Source organism: Nocardia sp. NPDC006044, assembly GCF_042871115.1.
GTDB lineage: Bacteria > Actinomycetota > Actinomycetes > Mycobacteriales > Mycobacteriaceae > Nocardia.
On the sequence record NZ_JBIAID010000001.1, the window covers coordinates 2703479 to 2723722 of the forward strand.

General features: G+C 67.9%; 20 protein-coding genes. 9 read left to right on the forward strand and 11 right to left on the reverse strand.

Annotated elements, in window-relative coordinates; all coding sequences use genetic code 11:
* Positions 1-56: 56 nt before the first annotated feature.
* Genes ACFYO1_RS12540 through ACFYO1_RS12560 form a run of 5 tightly spaced genes read left to right on the forward strand, consistent with a single transcriptional unit; the run spans position 57 to position 3571 of the window.
* Entirely contained in the window at positions 57-1232 is a 1176-nt protein-coding gene (locus tag ACFYO1_RS12540; protein WP_387229932.1) for a DUF3558 family protein, read from the forward strand.
* Between the two features lie 43 nt (positions 1233-1275).
* A complete protein-coding gene (locus tag ACFYO1_RS12545; protein WP_387229934.1) occupies positions 1276-1488 on the forward strand; it encodes a hypothetical protein in 213 nt (70 codons plus the stop codon).
* Positions 1485-1784: a WXG100 family type VII secretion target gene (locus tag ACFYO1_RS12550; RefSeq protein ID WP_387229936.1), complete on the forward strand. Its 300-nt coding sequence runs from the start codon at positions 1485-1487 to the stop codon at positions 1782-1784. The genes ACFYO1_RS12545 and ACFYO1_RS12550 overlap by 4 nt, the downstream gene beginning before the upstream one ends.
* 3 nt (positions 1785-1787) lie before the next feature.
* Entirely contained in the window at positions 1788-3197 is a 1410-nt protein-coding gene (locus ACFYO1_RS12555) for an EndoU domain-containing protein (protein WP_387229938.1), read from the forward strand.
* Between the two features lie 20 nt (positions 3198-3217).
* The gene (locus ACFYO1_RS12560; protein WP_387229940.1) at positions 3218-3571 is read left to right on the forward strand and encodes a hypothetical protein; all 354 of its coding nucleotides are present in this window, start codon (positions 3218-3220) and stop codon (positions 3569-3571) included.
* A 59-nt stretch (positions 3572-3630) separates the two neighbouring features.
* Here ACFYO1_RS12560 and ACFYO1_RS12565 read toward each other — a convergent pair whose 3' ends face one another.
* From ACFYO1_RS12565 to ACFYO1_RS12585, 5 genes are all read right to left on the reverse strand, one after another.
* Positions 3631-4080, reverse strand: a complete 450-nt coding sequence (locus ACFYO1_RS12565; RefSeq protein WP_387229942.1) for a DUF6299 family protein — start codon at positions 4078-4080, stop codon at positions 3631-3633.
* A gap of 102 nt (positions 4081-4182) precedes the next feature.
* A complete protein-coding gene (locus ACFYO1_RS12570) occupies positions 4183-4974 on the reverse strand; it encodes a BPL-N domain-containing protein (RefSeq protein ID WP_387229944.1) in 792 nt (263 codons plus the stop codon).
* Between the two features lie 193 nt (positions 4975-5167).
* Complete coding sequence (locus ACFYO1_RS12575; protein ID WP_387229946.1) at positions 5168-5509, reverse strand: putative quinol monooxygenase; 342 nt, start codon at positions 5507-5509, stop codon at positions 5168-5170.
* 29 nt (positions 5510-5538) lie between these two features.
* Entirely contained in the window at positions 5539-7299 is a 1761-nt protein-coding gene (locus ACFYO1_RS12580) for a CocE/NonD family hydrolase (RefSeq protein ID WP_387229948.1), read from the reverse strand.
* 74 nt (positions 7300-7373) lie between these two features.
* The gene (locus tag ACFYO1_RS12585) at positions 7374-8267 is read right to left on the reverse strand and encodes an NADP-dependent oxidoreductase (RefSeq protein ID WP_387229950.1); all 894 of its coding nucleotides are present in this window, start codon (positions 8265-8267) and stop codon (positions 7374-7376) included.
* Between the two features lie 86 nt (positions 8268-8353).
* Here ACFYO1_RS12585 and ACFYO1_RS12590 point away from each other — a divergent pair, with 86 nt between their 5' ends.
* Positions 8354-8926, forward strand: a complete 573-nt coding sequence (locus tag ACFYO1_RS12590) for a TetR/AcrR family transcriptional regulator (RefSeq protein ID WP_387229952.1) — start codon at positions 8354-8356, stop codon at positions 8924-8926.
* Positions 8927-8954: 28 nt separating this feature from the next.
* On the opposite strand, the gene ACFYO1_RS12595 is transcribed toward ACFYO1_RS12590, so the two are convergent.
* Genes ACFYO1_RS12595 through ACFYO1_RS12605 form a run of 3 tightly spaced genes read right to left on the reverse strand, consistent with a single transcriptional unit; the run spans position 8955 to position 11626 of the window.
* Positions 8955-9842, reverse strand: coding sequence for an LLM class flavin-dependent oxidoreductase (locus ACFYO1_RS12595; protein WP_387229954.1), 888 nt, complete (start codon positions 9840-9842; stop codon positions 8955-8957).
* Between the two features lie 7 nt (positions 9843-9849).
* On the reverse strand, positions 9850-10950 hold the full coding sequence (locus ACFYO1_RS12600) for a sensor histidine kinase (protein ID WP_387229956.1): 1101 nt from the start codon (positions 10948-10950) through the stop codon (positions 9850-9852).
* Entirely contained in the window at positions 10943-11626 is a 684-nt protein-coding gene (locus ACFYO1_RS12605; RefSeq protein ID WP_387229958.1) for a response regulator transcription factor, read from the reverse strand. The genes ACFYO1_RS12600 and ACFYO1_RS12605 overlap by 8 nt, the downstream gene beginning before the upstream one ends.
* A 90-nt stretch (positions 11627-11716) precedes the next feature.
* On the opposite strand from ACFYO1_RS12605, the gene ACFYO1_RS12610 reads away from it, so the two are divergent.
* Both ACFYO1_RS12610 and ACFYO1_RS12615 read left to right on the forward strand, forming a co-directional pair.
* The gene (locus tag ACFYO1_RS12610; protein WP_387229960.1) at positions 11717-12322 is read left to right on the forward strand and encodes a M15 family metallopeptidase; all 606 of its coding nucleotides are present in this window, start codon (positions 11717-11719) and stop codon (positions 12320-12322) included.
* Positions 12322-13653 carry a DoxX family protein gene (locus ACFYO1_RS12615; RefSeq protein WP_387231852.1) on the forward strand — a complete coding sequence of 444 codons (1332 nt, stop codon included), beginning with the start codon at positions 12322-12324 and terminating at the stop codon, positions 13651-13653. The genes ACFYO1_RS12610 and ACFYO1_RS12615 overlap by 1 nt, the downstream gene beginning before the upstream one ends.
* A 15-nt stretch (positions 13654-13668) precedes the next feature.
* Here the strand turns inward: ACFYO1_RS12615 and ACFYO1_RS12620 are convergent, their stop codons facing one another.
* Genes ACFYO1_RS12620 through ACFYO1_RS12630 form a run of 3 tightly spaced genes read right to left on the reverse strand, consistent with a single transcriptional unit; the run spans position 13669 to position 16831 of the window.
* Positions 13669-14085: a hypothetical protein gene (locus ACFYO1_RS12620; RefSeq protein ID WP_387229962.1), complete on the reverse strand. Its 417-nt coding sequence runs from the start codon at positions 14083-14085 to the stop codon at positions 13669-13671.
* A gap of 38 nt (positions 14086-14123) precedes the next feature.
* Positions 14124-16076 carry an FAD-dependent oxidoreductase gene (locus ACFYO1_RS12625; RefSeq protein ID WP_387229964.1) on the reverse strand — a complete coding sequence of 651 codons (1953 nt, stop codon included), beginning with the start codon at positions 16074-16076 and terminating at the stop codon, positions 14124-14126.
* A 14-nt stretch (positions 16077-16090) separates the two neighbouring features.
* Positions 16091-16831 (reverse strand): VOC family protein, encoded by a 741-nt coding sequence (locus tag ACFYO1_RS12630; RefSeq protein ID WP_387229966.1) that lies wholly within the window; start codon positions 16829-16831, stop codon positions 16091-16093.
* 260 nt (positions 16832-17091) lie between these two features.
* Between ACFYO1_RS12630 and ACFYO1_RS12635 the strand changes: the two genes are divergently transcribed.
* On the forward strand, positions 17092-20244 hold the full coding sequence (locus ACFYO1_RS12635) for an MMPL family transporter (protein WP_387229968.1): 3153 nt from the start codon (positions 17092-17094) through the stop codon (positions 20242-20244).

A 20244-nucleotide genomic window follows, 5' to 3' on the forward strand; every position in this document is an offset into this window, starting at 1 on the left:
CAAACTCGGACTTCGCGTCGCACAGGGGGCGGTAGCGCTCGGGGAGGGGTCTGCTCATGGATGTCCGGCATGGTCGTTCGGCGTCGGTATTGCTCGCACTGCTTCTGGTTGCCGGGGTGACCGGCTGTTCGCCGAGCGCCGGAGAACAGTACCGGGCAGGGTTCTCGGAGCTGCCTGCTCGCTGCGCCGACGCGTTGAAACCTGCCGACCAGGCGATCAAGGCGTTTGCCGGCGAGGCGTACAGTGCCGTCGCGAAGGCGCCGGACGCCGATCGTGAAATCGGGGACACCAGCCAGAGTTTGACCTGTGCGATGAAATTCGGCAGTTCGATACAACGCGAGCCGGTCAAGCCGTACCGGACGCCGATGTGGCGAAACGCTACGGTCTCGTATTTCCTGTCGCTGTATCCCATCGGCGTGAACGACAAACGCCCGAATCTCCCGGACTACGTTCCCGGATCGACACTGTCGGACGCCCCGCGACCGACACCCATCGCCGGTATCGGCGAAAACGCGATCACCTGGGAGAAAACCGCGAAGGGCGATCCGCCACGGATCAGCGTGATGTTCAGCATCAACAACCTGATCGTGACGGTCGAGACCTGGGGTAAGGACTGGTCCGGAATTCCGGAGACCTTTCCCGTCGTGGACTCGCCGGAACTGCGCGCGGATTTGCGCACCGGAACCGAAGCGATCGCGAGAGCCGTTGCGCAGCACGTTCCGTCGGCCCTCCCGCAGGCGAAGCTGACCCAACCCTCGCTGACCAAAAGCACCCGCACGTCCAAAACCGCGGAGAATCCCAGCTTCGTCTGGGACCCGTGCCAGATTCCGGACGACCGCCTGTCCGCCGCTGGCCTCGACCCGAAATCGCAATTCCGCGGCGACTACGACACAAAGAGCGCGATGTGCATGTGGCGCGGTGGATGGTATCGACTCCGCGTGTCCCAGAACGTCGCCCCGTTCGAATGGTCGGTCTACAACAGGACCACGTACGTGCGTCCGAAGCCGGTAACCATCGGTGACCACCACGCCGTCCAGGTGCAATGGGATATCTCCGCGGACGTCTGCGCCCTGGTTTTCGAGATACCCCAGGAAGCCAATCTCCCCGACCAAGGCGGCCAAACCCTCACCTTCGAGGCCTCGCTCACCGACGACCGCTCATCAGCCGACCTATGCCCCGAATTGACCCGAGCGACAACCCTTCTCGCCACCTCGCTACCCCCGACCACATGATCAGGTTCGACACCCGGCTGTCGGTCCGGTAGCGTCCGGCGGCATGAACGGGGGGACACCTGTCTCCGGCTCGAGCCTGTCGGTAGTGCCGGGGAAGGTAAGAGAAGTCGGCAAATACGTCCACGAGGGCGGCACGCAGATCATGAGTGCGTTGACCGATATGGCGGAGAAGCTGGGCATCACCGCCGACACATTCAAGGCTCGCGACGAGTGGAACGCTGCCATGCTGACCACCTCTAGTCTGGATCTGTCGTGAGCTCGGAATTCACCGTCGATCTGGACCGCCTCGACGACGTCGTGGCGAAGCTGTCCGGACTCGCCGGATACATCGCGGAACATCTCGATGAAATCGATGACCGTGTCGCGACCCTCACCAACACCGGGTGGGAAGGTGTTGCCGCACAGGCCTACACCGATGCTCATGCCCAATGGGTCTCCGGCGCAAGAGAATTCGTCGAAGGTGTCCGCGATATGAGCGACGCGGCCAAGGCGGCGCACGGCCGTTACACACAAGCCCAGGACACCAACTTCACCATGTTCAACCAGGGGTAGACCATGGGCGTACTGGTCATTAATTGGGAAACTTACTATGACGCCGGCAAGCGGTGCCATGCCCTCGCCGCCGACCTCCGAACTGCCGACAAACCTGTCCACGATGCGCTCAAGGGTGATTGTGCGGGGATGGCCGGCGACACGGCGGGTTGTGAGAATTGGGGTAAGGAATACGATCGCGCGGCACAGGTGACGTTGCAGACCTGCACGAACCTTGCCGACGCGCTGACGAATTTCGGCAACATGCTCTACGCCGCCGGCTACAACTGGGCTTTGGCCAACAAATCCAAGCCCCTGCCGGACCGGCCCAACATCACGGCAATGTCGGAATACAAGGTGTCGCTGCCGACATCGGTGGGTAAGAACGGCGACGGAATCACCGAGGGGAACGGGAGCATCCCTGGCTTCTACGACGCACTGATCGAAAAGGTCCAGGACGAGTTCGGCAGCAAGTTGCCCAACGGCAACAAGGACAAGCTAGCCAAGGCCGCGTCGACCTGGAAGACGTTCGCCGAGCATGCCACTGTGACCGGTGCGGCCAGCCGCATAACTGAGATCAGCAACCTGTTCAACGATATCCAAGACAGGAAGGGGCTCGAGCCCCTCCTCGGGCATCTCACCACCATGCATGGCGGCGCCACCCAACTCGCCGCGGCGTCGCAGAGTGTGGCCGCGCCGGTCGGCGATTACAGCGGTGCCACCTCCGAGGTCCGCGACAAGTTCAAAGAGGCGGTAACTAACGCGCTGATCGCTGCCGGAGCAACGGTTGTCATCGGCATCGCGGCTTCCTGGATCACGGCCGCACTCAGCAACGTCGCGGCCGGAGCCGGCGTCTTGGCCATCGCTGGCAATACTGCGCGCGTGCTCAAGAGCACCTACGACATCAGCAAACTGGTCCGCATCATCGGTGTCGGGGCGGCGGCAGCAGGTGCGACCGCTGCGGCGGTCACTGCCTTCAAGGACGTTGATCTGACCAAGGAGGCAATCAACCTCGGTGCCATCATCGCGATGAAGGTGTTCGTCGACGAAGTTGCCGACGGGGCGCTCGGTTCCGAATGGGGCAAGGTTCAGGGGACAGTGCCGGACGGTATTTCGATCACACAGGGGCGGCGAATCCACATCCTCGACGGAGACGGCGACGAGGACGGAGGAGGACACGCGCCAGGTGTCGGGGCGCCGGGTAAGACCGAGTTCCCGGATACTGACACATGGACCGACGACCACATCATTGACAGTGTGCTCGACGTGGCCAGGAATCCGGATCAAACGCCCGTGCTCCAAGACAACGGGCGCTGGAAAGTATCAGGTACCCGTGATGGCGTGCTGATCGAGGTCATCGTGAATTCCGATGGCAGCATCCGGACTGGATATCCGGTCAGCGGGCCCGGTGTGGTGCGGAACCCGTTCAATTAAACGATGGTGAGGGAGAGGACATGGAGCCGAGTGAGCGGCGTCGTAGGGCGCGTGAACGGCCGGTCAGGACGCAGGAGCAGATCGATCGGATGCGGCGGTTGAGTGAGGGATCGCGGGGGCTGCTGGAGCAGCTGGCGGATCGGCTTGCGCCGGAAACGCTTGCTCAGTATCGGACATACAGTGATGTTGGGGAGTGGGGGGAGCTGGTTGATGGGTTGTGTGCGAGTTTGGTGAAGCGGCGGATCGCCATCAGCTCGGCCGAGCGGGATAGTTTGGCCGAGTTGATGGGGATGTTCGGGAACCGGGAGGGTTATGTGTACCTCGGTGACCCTGAGCGCGTTCTTGCGCAACTTGTTGTGGCCCAGACTGATTGACCTCTGCGCGCGGTTCGGGTGGGGTGTCGGCGGGGGAAGTGGGCGGAGTTGCGGAATGGTCAGCGCTGCAGGGTGATCGGGGTGTTGGCGAGTTCGGCTTGGGTGGGGTTGCCGTCGGCGTCGTAGAAGGACCAGATGGTGGTGAAGGTGGCGGGGCCGGGCTCGAAGGAGAAGAAGGTGCCGGCTGGGAAGTGGATGGTGTAGGGGTGTGCGGTGCCGTCGCAGGTGCCCGGGATGGTGGTCGAGGGTGCGGAGGTGTTGTAGCTTCGCTGGTCCAGTACCGAGTCGCCGAGCAGAATGCTGCTCGGACCGCCGTTGCAGCGGTAGGTGCCGACGACATCCACCGTGCCGTCGGCGTTGAGGTGCTGGCTGTCCTGGACGGTGAGCACCGGGGGCGCGGCCATCGCCGGTGCCGCGAGCATGGCCGAGCCGGCCAGCGCGGCCGCCGTGGCGACGGCAAGGCGGATTACCCGATTTTTGGGCATGGCGGAACTGAGGAATTGGTTCATGGTGTGACTCCTGTTGTGCAGGAAAGGATTCGGAGCCGAATCGTGTGGTAAGCGTAAGCGGCGCAGGGTCGCGCACCAATACCCAGAAACTACGGTCAGGGGTTACCGGCGTGCGGTAATCGCTTCTATCAATTCGTAGGCGAGGTCCAGGCGGACGCCGTCGGGGTTGGTCAATCCTTTGTCCGCGTACCAGGATTCGTCCGCCTCGGGGTGGGGGCCGCTGACTCCGACCCGGCCCTTGCCGTACGGGGCGACGACCACGGCGGCCATTCCGTTGGAATAGGTCGCGAGAACGGTGGCGTCGGCGCCGTCGTCCAGGAAGAAGGCGGGTCCGTCCTGGAAGTACATGTGCCGTGGCCGGCCCTGCCAGTTCACCGCCACCACGGTGTCGCGATCGTCGGGGACCGTGGCGCCGGGGGAGCCGGCGTACCCGTTGGTGTCGCCGGGCAGCAGATCGAAACCGGGGTCGCGCCCGGCCAGGTAGCCGCCGAAGCACAGGCCGAGGTAGCTGCCGCCGTCGCGAACCCAGCCGCGGACCAGCTCGGCGGACTCACGCAGGGTCCGCCAGGTTCCGTCGAGATCGGCGCCGCCGCCGGGCTGGACATACAGTCGCGCCTCGGCCAGCGCGGCCGCGGTCAGCGGCGTCCCGGTGCCGGGCCCTACGTATCTGACCTCGAACGGCTGTGGCGCCTGCCGCAGCACGTCGGCGATCGCGGGCGCGCAGCCGGGACAACCCTGCGGGCCGTTGTAGACGAGCGCGAGTGGCTTTGCGCCGCTCGGGTTGTCGGCAGTCGAATCACCGCAGCCTGCGGCCAGCAACGCGGCGGCCGGCAGCACGCCGAGGAGTAATCGACGTCGGTCTACGCCGGTCGAGCGAGAGTTCGTGCCGGACATGATGGCTCCTGTCTGTCCCACCGGGCGTGAGCCGGCGGGAGTTTCCACGCAACGGTATGCCGCGTCGACCTACCTGGACGCTCACCACAGTTCCATCGCGAGTCGCGAAAACGCCTCGGCGGCGACACAGTTCCGCCGATCGGAGGGTGTGGTCCCGCCGACCGGCGGGTCGGTTGCGCGGTCCGGCGCGGGACTAGATGGTCAGCCGCGCGGCGTCGGTCTCGCTGACCGTGACCGCCAGCTGAGCCGGTCGCAGTTCGACCGTCTGCGGCGCGGGATCGACCAGCTCGAGCAGCCGGGGCAGATAGTCGACCAGGACGCCGCTGTTGTGTGCTTCCAGGTCGGCGTCGGCAGCGTATTTCTCGATCACCGTGACGCGCAGCGGATCCGCGCCCGGTTCGACGTAGAAGGCATAACGCTGTAACCCCGGTTCCTCGCGCAAGACCGGAGGGACCAGCTCGGCGAGCAGTGCGAGCAGTTCGGCGCCGCGCTCCGGTTTGGCCTGGAGGGTGGCGATGACGACGACTTCGGACATGCGGGGTTCCTTCTGGTGGTGGCCGGCGGTCATTCGGCGAGTACGGGCAGGCGCAGGGCGGACCGGGTGGCCGGCCCGTGGTGCACGGTGTGCCGCGCGGTGACGGCCTCGTCGAGCGTGCCGAACTCGGGAACGGTACGGGTGTGCAGGTTTCGGCTGTAGCGCGGGAAGCTGAACCCGGCGATCTGCACGCGGATCCGGTGCCCGGGGCGGAATCGGTGGGCGACGTCGTTGAGGGTGACGGTCACGCGGCTGGGGTCTCCGGCGTCGAGCCAATCGGTGTCGCCGCCGTTGCGGTACCGCGCGCGCTGGGCTCCGTCGGCGACGTTGCGGGCGAACCCGCCGGGTTCGACGTCGACCAGGGTGACGCATACGTCGGCGTCCGGCGCGGTGCTGCTGAGGAAGGCGATCAGTTCCGGTTGTCCGGCGATGGTCACGTCCTCGGTCAGCGGTTCGCTGGTGTAGACGAGCACGTCGGCGCGCCCGTCGACGGCCCGCTGGTCCTGGATGCCCTGCGGCACCGCCGCGGGGTCGCCTTCGACCGTGATCGCTCCGCCGTGGGTGGGGAACGGGTCGTGCGGGTCGGCGGTGAACGTGTCGGAGCCGGCGGTTCCCGAATCCTGTTCCGCGCCAGGGGAAATGAGTTTCCCGTCGTCGGTTGCGGTGCGCGCGTCGCCGCCGGAGCCGAGGGGCCATTCCTCGACCGCCGTCGCGGGCGGCCAGGCGGGCGCGTGCGCCCAGGTGTCCGCGCCGCCGACGAAGTAGGTGACCCGGCCCGGTCCGGACAGGTATCGGTCGGCGGTGGGGTAGGCCGAGCCGTCCCCGCCGCGCAGGTGGCGGTCGAAGAAGGCGGCGAGCACCGGATTCCAGGTGGGCACGCCGGCGGTGGCGCCGGCGAGTACGCGCGCGCCGACCTGTCCGGGCGGGGAGTACGCGCCGAAGTGGTTCCACGGCCCGGCGACGAGCCGGGCGTTGTCGTTGCCGGCCAGCCGGGTGGCGAGGCGGAACTGGGTGGGACTGGTGAAGTCCTGATAGCCGGTGACCTGCAAGAACGGAATGGTCACGCGTTCGGGCTCGGTGAGCAGGGTGGGCCGGTCCCAGAACGGGTCGTGGGGCGAGCGCAGCCAGTCGGTCCAGAACGGCGCGACCCGTTCGTCGTCGAGCGGGCTGATGCCGGTCAGCGGCAGGCGGCTCACGGTGGCGCGCGGATCGGCGAAGGCCTCGCCGAGCAGCTTTCGAACATGTTCCTGTTCAACGGGATTCAGCGACGTGTGGTCGAGTCCCTCGCGACACAGGACGAGCCCGTAGGTGGTGAGGAAGCCGAGCTCGAACAGGCCGCCCGGGCGGGCGGTGTGGTGCATGTCGGCGGTGGCGACCATGGCGACGGCGGCCTTGAGCCGTGGATTGCGGGCGGCGACGGCTTGCAGCACGGCCATGCCGAGATAGGACGAGCCGTAGATGCCGACGTTGCCGTCGCTCCAGGATTGCGTTGCGGCCCAGTCGATCGCGTCGGAGGAATCGTTGTATTCCTGGATGATGAAATCGAACTCGCCGCCGGAGTCGAACCGGCCGCGGGTGTCCTGGACGAGGACCGCGAACCCCTGGCGGGCGAGCCACAGCGGGTCGGCGACGATCCCGGACACGCGGTAGGAGTCTTTGCGGTCGTACGGGGTTCGGTGCAGCAGGACCGGCCAGCGGCCGTCGTCGGCGGGCCGGTAGAGGTCGCCGGTGAGGGTGACGCCGTCCCTGGTGGTCATCTGGATATCCGCGTCGATGCGAGGTGAGTACATGGTGGATCTCCTGGGGAAGTCGATCGTGAATCGGGTTGTCGCGCCGAACCATCTGCGCGACTGCGTATTTCGGCTCAGACGAGCAGCACCCGGCGCCCGCGGGTGTGTCCGGCCTGGCTGTCCGCGTGGGCCGCGGCCGCTTCAGTGAGCGTGTAGGACCGGGCGACCGGGATGTGCAGCTTCTCCCGGGTGATGAGGTCGACGGCCTCGGCGAGCGCCGCGGGCATGTTGCCGCCGACGCCGGCGAATCGGATGCCGAGCATCGGGGCCTCGAGGTCGGCGATGGTGATCACCCTGTCCGGGTCGCCGGTCAGGTCGAGGAGGCCGCGAATCACGCCGGCGCCGTTGAGGTCGAGCGCGGCGTCCACCCGGCCGAGCTCGCGGACCCGCTCGACCCAGCCTGGGCCGTAGGTGGTGGCGCGGGCGCCGAGACTGCGCACGTAATCCTGATTCGCCGCACCGGCGGTGCCGATCACCGCGATGCCCCGGTCGCGGGCGATCTGCAGCACCGCGGACCCGACTCCGCCGGCCGCGCCGCTGACCAGCAGCGTCTGTCCGGGTTGCACGCCGACCAGCCGGATGATCCGCAGTGCGGTCTCGACCACCGAGGGGTACCCGGCCGCTTCGGCGAAGGTCAACCCGTCGGGCAGGCGAGTCCAGGAGGCGAGGACGGCGAACTCGGCGTAGGTGCTCGAACCGCGGCCGAACACCTGGTCGCCGACCGCGATGCCGCCGACTCCGAGGCCGACCTCATCGACCACGCCGGCCGCGTCCTGTCCGACGCCCGCGGGCAGGGTGATCGGGTTGATCCGCTGGAACTGACCCTCCCGCACCCGCCAATCATGTGGATTCACTCCCGCCGCGCGCACGGCGATGCGTATTTGGCCAGGGCCCGGATGGGGCTCGGCCACGTCTACCAGTTCCAGAACATCGGGGCCGCCGTACTCGGCGAAGCGCACTGCTTTCATGTCTCGAACATAACGCTAACCGTTAGTGTTTTGCAACGGATAGCTTATTGGATCAGATATTGATTGATACCTGATAGCATCACCTCATGACAGCGCCGACCGTGGGACGTCGCGAGCGAAAGAAGGCCGCGACCCGTCAGAAGATCGCCGACACCGCCCTGCGGCTGTTCCTGGAACGCGGCTACGACGCGGTGGGCATCCGGGACGTGGCCGCCGAGGCGGATGTGGCCGTCACCACGCTCTTCTCCCATTTCGCCTCGAAAGAGGCCTTGGTCTTCGAACAAGAAGAGAACTTCGACCGGCGCCTCACCGAAGCGGTCACCGGCCGCGCATCCGGTGAGCCGCTCATCCCCGCACTGCGCCGCGAAATCCACGCCATCGTGCGGCACTGCGCCTCGGCTGAGGCCGCCCCCCTCTGGCGCATGATCAACACTTCCCCCGCCCTGCGCCAGTACGAGCAGTCGATGCGCCTGCGTTACGCCGACTCACTGGCCGCCGCGATCGCCGCCGACCGCGACCAATCCCCGGCCACGGCGTCCTGCCGGGCGATCGCCACCTTCGTCATCGACGCCTACGCGCTGGCTCGTGAGTCCCCCGACCCGGACCGCGCGGTGGACGAGATCTTCGAAATGATCGAGGCCGCTTGGCAGGTCGCCTGACGCAGTCTCGCTCCACCTCGAATGACCGTCACGCGCACAGGGTTCGGGTGGCGGGGACGACGTCGCCGATCCAGCGGCGGAGCTGGGTGTCGTCGGCGGATTCGGGCCAGTAGGTGAAGGTGTCGAAGCCGGTCTCGTTGGCCAGGTCGGCGAGGATGGCGGCCCAGCCCGCGGCGTCGGTGCGAATCGGTGCCTCGCCGCGCAGGGTGACCGGGCCTGGGGCGTCGGTGATCGTTCCCACGAGTTGCGCCATCCGGGTGATGCCGGCCGGGTCGCGCCCGGCGTCGGCCGCGGCGGCGGAGATGATGGCTTGTGTCGCTTGCCATTTCTCGTAGGGCAGATAGTGCGGGATAGGAGCGGCCCAGCCGTCGGCGATGCGGCCGGTGAGGGCGTTGGCCTTGGGACCGACACTGCCGAACCAGATTCCGACCGGATGCGCGGGTGCCGGACCGGACTGCACGCCGTGCACGGTGTAGTGCGTCCCATGGACTTTCGCCTTCGTCCCGGGCAGCCACATGGCGCGGATGATCTCGGTGGCTTCCTCCAGCGCCTGCAGCGCTTCGGGATTCGACCGCACCGGGCCGCCCATGGCGCCGATCGCCGGCCAGAACGCGCCCGCGCCCAAGGCGAGTTCGAATCGGCCGCCGCTGAGCAGATCCAGGGTCGCGGCCTGTTTGCCGAGCATCGCGGGCCCGCGCAACGGGAGGCTGGCCACATCCGGAAACACCCGCAGCCGTTCGGTTTCGGCCAGCACGGTGGCGATCACCGCGAACGTATCGGCCAGTCCGCCCGAGTACGGATGATCCTGGATGCCGAGCAGATCCAGGCCCTCCCGGTCCGCGACCTCGGCCATCGCCCGCAACTGCGGCAGCTCGGTCACGGTCGGCGCCAACTGAATACCGAAACGTAAGTTCACACGGTGATCATGCCAGCCCGCTCAGCGGGATTCGCTGTGCCGGTAGCCACACCGTGACCCGGAGCCCACCGTAGGGACGGGGAGTGAGGGTGAGGGTGCCGGCGTGCGCACGCGTGATGCTGTCCACGATGGCCAAACCGAGCCCGACACCCGCGTGGTCGGTACGTACGCGTTCGGTGCCCCGCTGAAACGGCTCGACCAGCGTGGAAACCACCTGCGGGGCGAGCGGGTCGCCGGTGTTCTCGACCGTGAGCACCACCGCCTCCGGGGACGCACTCGTCGTGACCCACGCGATGCCCCGCTCCGGCAGGTTGTGCACGATCGCGTTGTGCACGAGATTCATGGTCAGCTGCGACAGCAGGGCGTGTGAGCCGAGGGTGCGGGTGATGTCGCCGGAGGTCTCGAGCGTGACGCCGTGCCGTTCCGCAAGGGGGAGCAGGGTTTCGGTGGCTTCTTCGGCGATGAGGGACAGGTCGACGTGTTCGGGCGTGAACGCCCGTCGGTCGGCGCGGCTGAGCAGAAGCAACGCCTCGGTGAGGTCGATCGCCCGGGTGTTGACCGCGTGCAGGCGGGCGGCGAGTTCTCCCGGATCGTGGTCCGGATCGTTGCGGGCCACGTCGAGCAGGGTCTGGGTGATCGCCAGCGGAGTGCGCAGTTCGTGCGAGGCGTTGGCGGCGAATCGCCGCTGCTCGGTGACGTGCGCCTCCAGCCGGGTGAGCATGGTGTCGAAAACATCCGCGAGTTCGCGGAACTCGTCGCTGCGGCCGGGGAGCCGGATCCGGTGCGACAGTGAGCCGTTCGCCGCCAGCCGGGCCGCAGCGGTGATCCTGGTCAGCGGGGCGAGCATCCAGCCGGCCAGCAGCCACCCTCCGATCAGCCCGATCACCAGCAGAAAAGCCACGACGGTGGCGACGAACGGCGCGAAGGCGCGCAGCAGGACGGACCGGTTGATCCAGAAGTTGTCGCTGGTGTTGATCCAGCCGTCGGGCAGATACCACAGGTAGAAGACGCACACGGCGATCGACAGCAAGCCCCCGACCAGCGTGATGAAGCCGGCGTAGCTGAGGGTGAGTTTGAGCCGGACGCTGAAGCCGGGCGCCCTATCCATCGTTCGCCCCGGCACGTCCGGTGTCGATGCGGTACCCGGCGCCGGGCACGGTCGCGATGATCCAGGGCTCGCCGAGCCGTTTGCGCAGTGCCGACACGGTGATGCGCACGGCATTGGTGAACGGATCGGCGTTCTCGTCCCACGCTCGCTCCAGCAGATCCTCGGCGCTGATCACCCCGCCTTCGGCCGCGACGAGGACCTCGAGCACGGCGAACTGCTTGCGGGTGAGCGCGACGTAGCGGCCGTCGCGATAGACCTCGCGGCGGAACGGATCCACCCGCAGGCCGGCGATCTCCCGCACCGGCGGCCGGTTGTTGGCGCGCCTTCGGTCGAGCGCCCGGAGCCGGAGCACCAGTTCACGCAGGTCGAAGGGCTTTGTGAGGTAGTCGTCGGCGCCGAGCCCGAACCCGCTCGCCTTGTCGTCGAACCGGTCGGCGGCGGTGAGCATCAGGATCGGCATGCCGCTGCCGGAGGCGACGATGTGTTCGGCGACCTCGTCGCCGGACGGTCCGGGGATGTCCCGGTCGAGCACGGCGATGTCATAGGCGTTGATGCGCAACAATTCCAGGGCGGTGTCGCCGTCACCGGCGATGTCGGCTGCGATCGCGTCCAAGCGCAGGCCATCGCGGATGGCCTCGGCCAGATAGGGTTCGTCCTCGACGATCAGCACACGCATAAGGGTCTCGATTCTCCCAGCCGGGACCTATCGTCGGCGTATCGAAAATCGCATACGGGACGGCAACGCCGCGGTGCCTTCACTGAGGGTATGAAGCACAATGAAATCCCGGCTCGCCGCCATCGGTCGAGTGTCCTCGCGGCCGTCGTAGTTGCCGGTGCGACGCTCGCCGGTGTCCTTGTCTACCAGTCATCGCCACTCTTGTCCTCGTGGGTCGCGCGGTTCGAGGACGAGCCCCCTCCGCTGGTCGACGATGGTGCGGTCCCGTCCGGCGTGACGGTCTTCGACGACGAGGTCCCGTCGGTGGTGAACCTCGATCCCGATTTGCTCGCCGCCCTGCGGCGGGCGGCGACCGATGCCGCGGACGACGGGCTCGAGTTCGTCGTCAACAGTGGCTGGCGTTCCCCGGAGTACCAGCGGCAACTGTTGCGCGCGGCGGTGTCGAAATACGGCTCGGAGCGGGCGGCCGCCCGCTGGGTCGCCACGCCGAACACGTCCGCGCACGTGTCGGGGGAGGCGGTCGACATCGGTCCCAGCGCGGCCGCGGCGTGGTTGTCCAGGCACGGCGCCGCGTACGGGCTGTGCCAGATCTATGCCAACGAACCCTGGCACTACGAACTGCGTCCCGAGGCCGGCGATCGTGGCTGCCCCGCCCGGTATGCCGACCCCACCGAGGACCCGAGGATGCAGCAGTGATCACCGATACGCCGGTCGCCGCAGAAGTCACGACTCGTGAGTCGTGGAATCCGCTGGCGCAGAGCGCGTTCCGCTTCTGCTTCGTTTATCTGGGCTTGTGGTGCCTGCTCCTGACCTACATCCCGTTCGCGCTGCTCGGTCTCCTCGGCCGCTGGGTACGCAAATACGTCAGCCCGTGGGACATGTCCCTGACGGACCCCGTCACCGGTTGGGTGGGCAGAACGTTCTTCGGGGTCGACGCGGTGCAGCACGACGACTCCGGGGCCGGCGACCAGGCTGCCGTCTGGGTGCTGGTGCTCTGCCTCCTGGTTGTCGCGGTGATCGCCACCGCGGTGTGGACGGCCTTCGACCGCCGTACCGCGCATCCGCGCCTGCTGGCTTGGTTCCTGCTGTTCCTGCGGCTGTGCCTGGGCGGAATGATGCTGTCGTTCGGATTCGCCAAGCTGATTCCCACCCAGATGCCGGGCCCGACGCTGGCGCAGTTGCTGGAGCCGTATGGGGATCTGAGCCCGGCGTCGGTGCTGTGGTTGCAGATCGGCAGTTCCTATCCGTACGAAATGGCGCTCGGCGCAGTGGAAGTCGTCGCCGGGTTGCTGCTGTTCCTGCCGCGGACCGCGGTGCTGGGCGCCGCGGTGAGCCTGGCGAGCATGGCGCAGGTCCTGCTGACGAACCTGACGTTCGATATCCCGGAAAAGGTGCTCGCCTCGCACCTGCTGCTGATCAGCGTGGTCCTGCTCGCCCCGTACCTGCGGCGACTGACCGATGTGTTCGTGCGGCAACGTGGGTGCGCGCCGCTGACCCAGCCCGCGCTGTTCGCCGACCGGCGGAGGAACCGCATCGCACTGTGGATTCAAGTGGCGCTGGGTCTTTGGGTCGCGCTGGGTTGCGGGTACGACCGCTGGGTGGTCTGGCAAGACCAGTACGGCCCCGCCAGTCCCAAGTCCGAGCTGTACGGAATCTGGGACGTGCGCGAGTTCACCCTCGACGGACAGTCCGTGCCACCGCTGACCACCGACCGGAATCGTTGGCAACGGCTGGTTTTCGACGACCCGCAGGTGGCTACCTATCAACGGATGAACGGCGAACTGGTACCGGCGCGCGCCGACTTCCTGCCCAACGGGCAACTGGAGCTGACCGACGGCGAAAACACCGGAGGCCGAACACCATTCGCGACGCTGTCCACCGAACGCCCCACCCCGAACCAGCTGCTGCTCCGCGGGAAACTGAACGACCACCCGGTCACTATCACCCTCCAACGCGTGGATCCGAACAGCTTCACCTTGCGCAACCGCGGATTCCACTGGGTCCAGGACTACCCGTACTTCCGCTAGCGGCGATACGGTCGGTCACTCGCCGCAGCGGTCGTGGGCCTCGAACTCGCCCAGGTCGTCCGGCAACCAGCCCAGCGCGCGCCAGGTCCCCGCGCCGTCGAGGGCGCCGTCGTAGACGATCTCCAGAAAACTGCCGGACTGGTTGTCGAGCCGCAGGCGGCGGCCTCGGCTGTACAGGAACAGCGTCACGCTGATGGACGGCTGTCCGTGCCGGTGTTCCATGCCGAGTATTCCGTTCCACGCCACCTGGAAGAAGGGACTCCTCGGCTCAGCGCCGCGGATGAGACAGGAGAACCCGTCCTCCATTTCACCCGGGTCGACGACGATTACCTGCTCGCCGAGGTAGGCGGCGAGGCCGGCGGCAAGCGCGTCGATCGTCGGCTGCCACCGGCCGGGTGGTGAGGTGGGCTCTAGATCCTCGTCGCCCGTCACGGCCAATCGTTCCTCTCCCGGTCTGCCTGGTCGGTCGCCTAGGTCGGCTGTGCCGCCAGCCGTTTCGCGTTCATGTAGGCGATCGCCTCGATGGAGACCATCGGGTTGACGCCGGACGCGGTGGGGAAGCAGGAGCCGTCGGCGACAATGATGTTCGCGACCTCCCAGGTGGCGCCGTCGGGGTTGGTGGCCGAGAGTTGCGCAGAACCGCCCATGCGGGCCGAGCCCATGATGTGCAGGGCGCCCATCGCGCATCGGCCGGGTGCGTAGCCCGCGGCGCGGCAGGCCGCGGCGAAGTCGGCGTGCGTGCCGCGGCGACCGGGTTCGTAGTCCACGCCGGCCTGATGGCCGGAGAAGATGCGCCGGGCGCCCGCCGCTTCGAGAATGCTTGCGGCACCCTCGATTCCGGTGTGCAGATGAGCGGCGTCGTAGTCGGAGAGGCGGTAGGCGACAACCGGCTCGCCGGTTTTGTCGATGGTGACGGTGCCCGAATCGCGGTCGCGGGTGATGACACCGATCGGAGTCGTGTGTGCGAAGTCGAGCAGGGTGCGCCGGTGGGCGTCCGCGCCGCGCCAGCCCATGAAGCCGAGGGCAAGGCCCGGATGCACCGGACCCGTTTCGTAGATGACGCCGTAGCCGTTGCCGTCGAGGTTCGCGTGCCGGCGGGAGATGCGTCCCTGTAGCGCGCCCTCCCAGCCGCGCACCTCCTCGTCGAAGACGCCGAACACCGCGGCCGCCGGATGCAGGCGCAGATGGCGGCCGATGTTCTCGTTGCGCAAACCGGAGCGACGCAACAGCGCCGGTGTCTGCACCGCGCCCGCGGCGACGACGACGGCGCGGGCGCGCACCTCGATCCGCGCGCCGGACCCGGTGATCGCCGTAATGCTCTCGGCGCGGCCATTTTTCACCTGGATGCCGCGGACGTTCGCGTCGACCACCAGCCGGGCGCCGGCCGCGGCGGCGTCGGCCAGCCACGTCTTGGTGACGGACTGTTTGGCCCCGGACCGGCAGCCGTAACCACAGGAGCCGCAGTCGATTCCGGCGTCGCAGGCCTCGGTTACGTTGCGCGGCAAGGCGCTCACGTCCCAGCCGAGCGCCCGCGCCCCGCGCTCCAGGACCGCGTCGCGGGCCGACAGCGGGGAGCGGGTATCGGTGACCGCGAGCCGGCGGCGCACCGCTTCGAGCGCGTCGCCGAACTCGTCCTCGGCGAACTGCGTCGCGCCGAGTTCGGCCCATTCCGCGCGAACGGAATCGAGGGTGGGCAGGGAGGTGCTCCAGTTGACCACGGTGCCGCCGCCCAGGCAGGTGCCGGCGACCAGGGTGATCTGCCCTTCGGACGAGCTGGCGCCGGGCGCGTAGAGCTGTTCCAGTGCGGCGAGTTCGCCCGCGCCGAAATCCCGGTCGTCGTAATAGTTTCCGCGCTCGAGCACGAGCACGTCGAGCCCGGCCTCGGCCAGCACGGCCGCCGCGGTGCCGCCGCCCGCACCCGATCCGACGATCACGACATCGCAGGTGAGCGTGGTGTTCTCGGTGTACCGGATCGGCGTGAGGGCCGGCTGCGGGGCGGTGCCGAGTGGCCCGGCAGGCCCGGGGTAGCCGATCTCCTTCCACAACGGATTGGTGCCGGTCGGACCCGGAGTCACGTTGTAGGCCAGCAGCGCCGCCTGTTTGAGTGCCTGGAAGATCGCCCGCGCCGGCGCTGCCCGCGAATCGCCGAGCCGCAGCAGTGCCCGCTCTCGCTCCGGCTGCGACAGCGTGGAGAACCGGCGCGGGCCCGCCCCGAGCAGCACTCCGGTCAGCCGGGAATCCCACCACCCCAGCAGCATCGCCAGTTGCTTGCGATCGGCCTCCCGCGGACTGCGCGCCAGCAGCCGGAACACGGTGTCGACCGCGCCGAGTTCGCTCGCCGGCGGCAACGTCGCACCGTCACCCGGAACGAACGTATCGCAGATCATGCTCAGCGCTGCCCGCTGCGCGGCCGTAGGCTCCATAGGAAACTCCCCGCTCAGCGTCCGGGCGCGAGAACGCAGAACTCATTGCCCTCCGGATCGGCCAGGACTGTCCACGGCACGTCGCCCTGACCGATGTCGGTTTCCTTGGCGCCCAGGGTTTTCAGCCGAGCCACCTCCGCGGCGGCGTCGTCGCCGGCGTAGGGCAGGAGATCGAGGTGGACGCGGGTGCGGATCGACCTCAGGTCGGGTGTGCGGAGGAATTCCAGGTAGGGGCCGACGTCCTTGGCCGAACGCAAGGTGGCGTGATCATCGTCTACTTCGTGCACGGTCCAGTCCGTCGCCGAACCCCAGAACCGCGCCATGGCGCGCGGATCCGCGCAGTCGACCACCACGGCGGCGATAGGTCCGGTGTCCGCGTAGACCGGGCGTGGCTCCAGCACGCAGAACACATTGCCCTCCGGATCGGCCAGCACCGTCCACGGCACGTCACCCTGACCCACGTCGGCCGGCGTCGCGCCGAGTTCCCGGAGGTGCGCGACCAATTCCGCCTGGTGCGCCGCAGAGGTAGTGGCGAGATCCAGGTGCACCCGGTACCGCACGGTTTCGGGGTCCGGGACGGCGACCACATCGATGTAGAGCGCGGTGGGGTCCGGCCAGGTGAGGCCCGCGGGTTCGACGTTGGTCACGCCGGGTCCTTCGCTGGAAGTACCCCAGCCGAGCGCGTCGGCCCAGAATCGGCCGAGCGCCACGTCATCCCGGGCCTTGATGTTGACCTGAACCAGCCGTGTTGCCATCAGGCGATCCTATGCACCGTGTCCCGCAACGGTATACGCATTATCTTCGGCCCGGCAACGGCGCCGATCCGGCGTGCGGTAGTGTCTCGAAACCAGAGGTTGATCCTCCGTTTACGGTCTTAGCTTGCTCTTCGATCCCTACCGTGCGGTAGGTAGATGGCGGCCGTCCGGGGGAGTTGTTCGCAGGCAAGGTGGGCCGCGAAGGTGCTGTACGGGCCCTGAACTCAGCACTGTCCGGTTGACTCCAGGAGAACCTAGTCGTGTCCGTATTCCTCTATCGCTGGGGCAAATTCGCGTTCCGCCGCAAGTGGATCGTGCTGCCGCTGTGGCTCGTCTTCCTCGGTCTGCTCGGCACCGCGGGCAGCCTGCTCGGCAAGCCGATGAGCAACGAGTTCAGCATGCCGTCGCTGCCGTCGGAACGCGCCACCCAGATCCTGGACAAGCAGTTCCCCGGCATGTCCGATCAGTTCGGTATCGATGCGGTCAGCGGCGCGTACGTGATCAAAGCGCCCGACGGCACGAAGCTGACCGACAAGCGCAACAGCGATGCCATCGACGCGCTGATCGCCGACCTGAAGACGCTCACCGTCGAGGACGGCAAGCGCAAGCTCGTCTCGGAAAAAGAGGCCGCGGCACTGAAGAACCCGGTCGAGCTGACCAAGGCGATGGGCTGCCTCACCGCCGCCGACCCGTCGAAATGCTCTGGCGCGCCGCTCAATGTGCTGAGCAAGGACGCCCCGGCGACCGTCGCCGTGCTGTCGGTCCCGTTCGACATCGCCTCGGCGATGGACATCACGGACGCGGAGCGCCACGCCGCCTACGACGTGGCCGCGCCGGCCCGCGCGCAGGGTTTGACCGTCGAGGTCGGCGGCGCGATCGAGCAGAAGCAGGAGCAGCCGAGCGGTCACGCCGAGCTGATCGGCATGAGTGTGGCGCTGGTGGTCATGGTGATCGCCTTCGGCGCCATCGTGGCGGCGTTCGTGCCGATCATCACCGCTGTTGTCGGCCTGGGCGCGGCGATGATGGTGATCTCGCTGAGCACCTCGATCATCGAGGTGCCGAGCTTCACCACGTTCCTGGCGTCGATGATCGGCATCGCGCTGTCCATCGACTACGCGCTGTTCATCGTCTCCCGCTACAAACACGAACTGCGGGTGGCGGCGAGTCCCGAAGAGGCCGCGGGCATTTCGGTCGGCACCGCCGGATCCGCGGTGGTGTTCGCGGGTCTCACCGTCATTGTCGCGCTGAGCGCGCTGAGCATCGTCGGCGTGAACTTCCTGACGTTCATGGGTTTGGGCGGCGCGGTAGCCGCGATGTTCGCGGTGATCACCGCGATCACCCTGATGCCCGCGCTGCTCGGCGCGTTCGGCCGCTTCCTGTTCACGCCGAAGCTGCCGCTGGTCGCCCGGCACGACCCGGAAGACGACACCTCCGTCACCAACGGCATGCGGGTGGCCCGGCTGATCGGCAAGCGACCGTGGCTCGCGCTGGCGCTGGCCGTGGCCGCCCTTGCCGCGCTGGCGACTCCGGCGCTGAACCTGCAACTGGGCCTGCCCGGCGAGGACAGCTTCCCGACCGAATCCACGGTCCGGCAGGCCTACGACATCCGGACCGCGGGCTTCGGCGAAGGCCGCAACGGCATCCTGACCGTGGCCGCCGACCTGGAGCGCGTGCCGGAGGGCGAGCGGGACGCGGCGGTCACCGCGCTGCGCGACCGGCTCGCCGCGTTCCCGGAGATGGATTACGTCACCACACCGCAATTCAGCACGAACAAGCTCGGCGTCATGCTCAACGGCGTCCCGAGATCGGGGCCGAACAACCAGGCCACCAAGGACCTGGTGCGCGACGCCCGCGCCGCCGAAGCCGAACTGACCGAGCGCTATGGCATCGAGTACGGCATCACCGGCACCACCGCCATCTACGCGGATATGGACCACGTCCTGCTCGGCAAGATCGTGCCGTATCTGGCGATCGTGGCCGGTGCCGCGTTCATCCTGCTGATCCTGGTGTTCCGGTCCATCCTGGTCCCGTTCACCGCGGCGCTCGGCTTCCTGCTGTCGATGGCGGCGACCTTCGGCGCGACCGTGCTGATCTTTCAGGAGGGCAGCTTCGGGCTGATCGCCGACCCGCAGCCGATCGTCAGCTTCCTGCCGATCATGTTGATCGGCTTGGTCTTCGGGCTCGCCATGGACTACCAGGTGTTCCTGGTGACCCGGATGCGCGAGGAATACGTGCACGGCAAGTCGCCGACCGACGCGATGATCTCCGGCTATCACCACGGCGCCCGGGTGGTCACCTCGGCGGCGGTCATCATGATCTCGGTGTTCGGTTCCTTCCTGCTCGAACAGGACGTCACCGCCAAGTCCATGGGTTTCGCGCTGGCCTGCGGCGTCGCCATCGACGCCTTCGTGGTGCGCATGGTGCTGGTCCCGGCACTGCTGGCGATCATGGGCAAGAGGGCCTGGTGGATGCCGAGGTGGCTCGACCGGATGCTGCCGGACATCGATGTCGAGGGCACACGACTGCGCGCGCTGCGGCAGCCCGAACCGGTTGCCGCCGAACCGGATCCGGTCCGCACCGCGATGAACGGCAATGGGCCGCGACCGGAGATACCGGCCGGGTCGGCGGTCGCCGTGCCGAGCGGCCGGACGATCGGTGGCCGCGTCTGCCGGGACAACGGCCAGCCGGTGCCCGACGCGGTCCTCACCCTGATCGACCAACGGGGACATCAGGTTTCGCGTGCCACCGGCGACCGCGGCGGCAGTTACGTCATCGAGCCGCCCGCGCCGGGCAACTACGTCCTGATCGTCTCGGCGACCGGTCACCAGCCGGCCGCGGTGCAGGTCCTCGCCGTGGACGGCGCGCAACACGTCGACGTCACGCTGGACGGCTCCGGCGAGCTGTTCGGCGTGGTGCGCACGGCCGCCCGCGAGCCGGTCGGCGGCGCCTCGGTCACCGTGACCGACCTGCGCGGCGAGGTGGTGGGCGCCGCCGTGACCTCGCCGGACGGCGCCTACGCCTGCAAGGGCGTGCTGGCCGGAACCTACACGCTGGTCGCGGTCGCCGCCCGAATGCGTCCTACCGCAACGACATTGACGGTCCCGGACGGCGGCCGCTTCCGGTTCGACGTCGAGCTGGCGCCGATGGCGATGCTGTGGGGCACGGTGCGGGCCGACGGCAGGCCGGTGCACAACGCCCGGATCACCGTGGTCGACTGGTCCGGGACACCCGTCGGCACCACCCACACCGACGAGGACGGCCGCTACACCGTCGCCGACCTGCCCGAGGGTGAGTACACCGTCGTCGCGCGCGGGTACCCGCTGGTGACCGGCCAGGTAACCATCACCGGAAACCAGGTCGACCACGACATCCGGCTCGGCTTCGGCGCCGACGAATACGCCGACCTGTCTTGA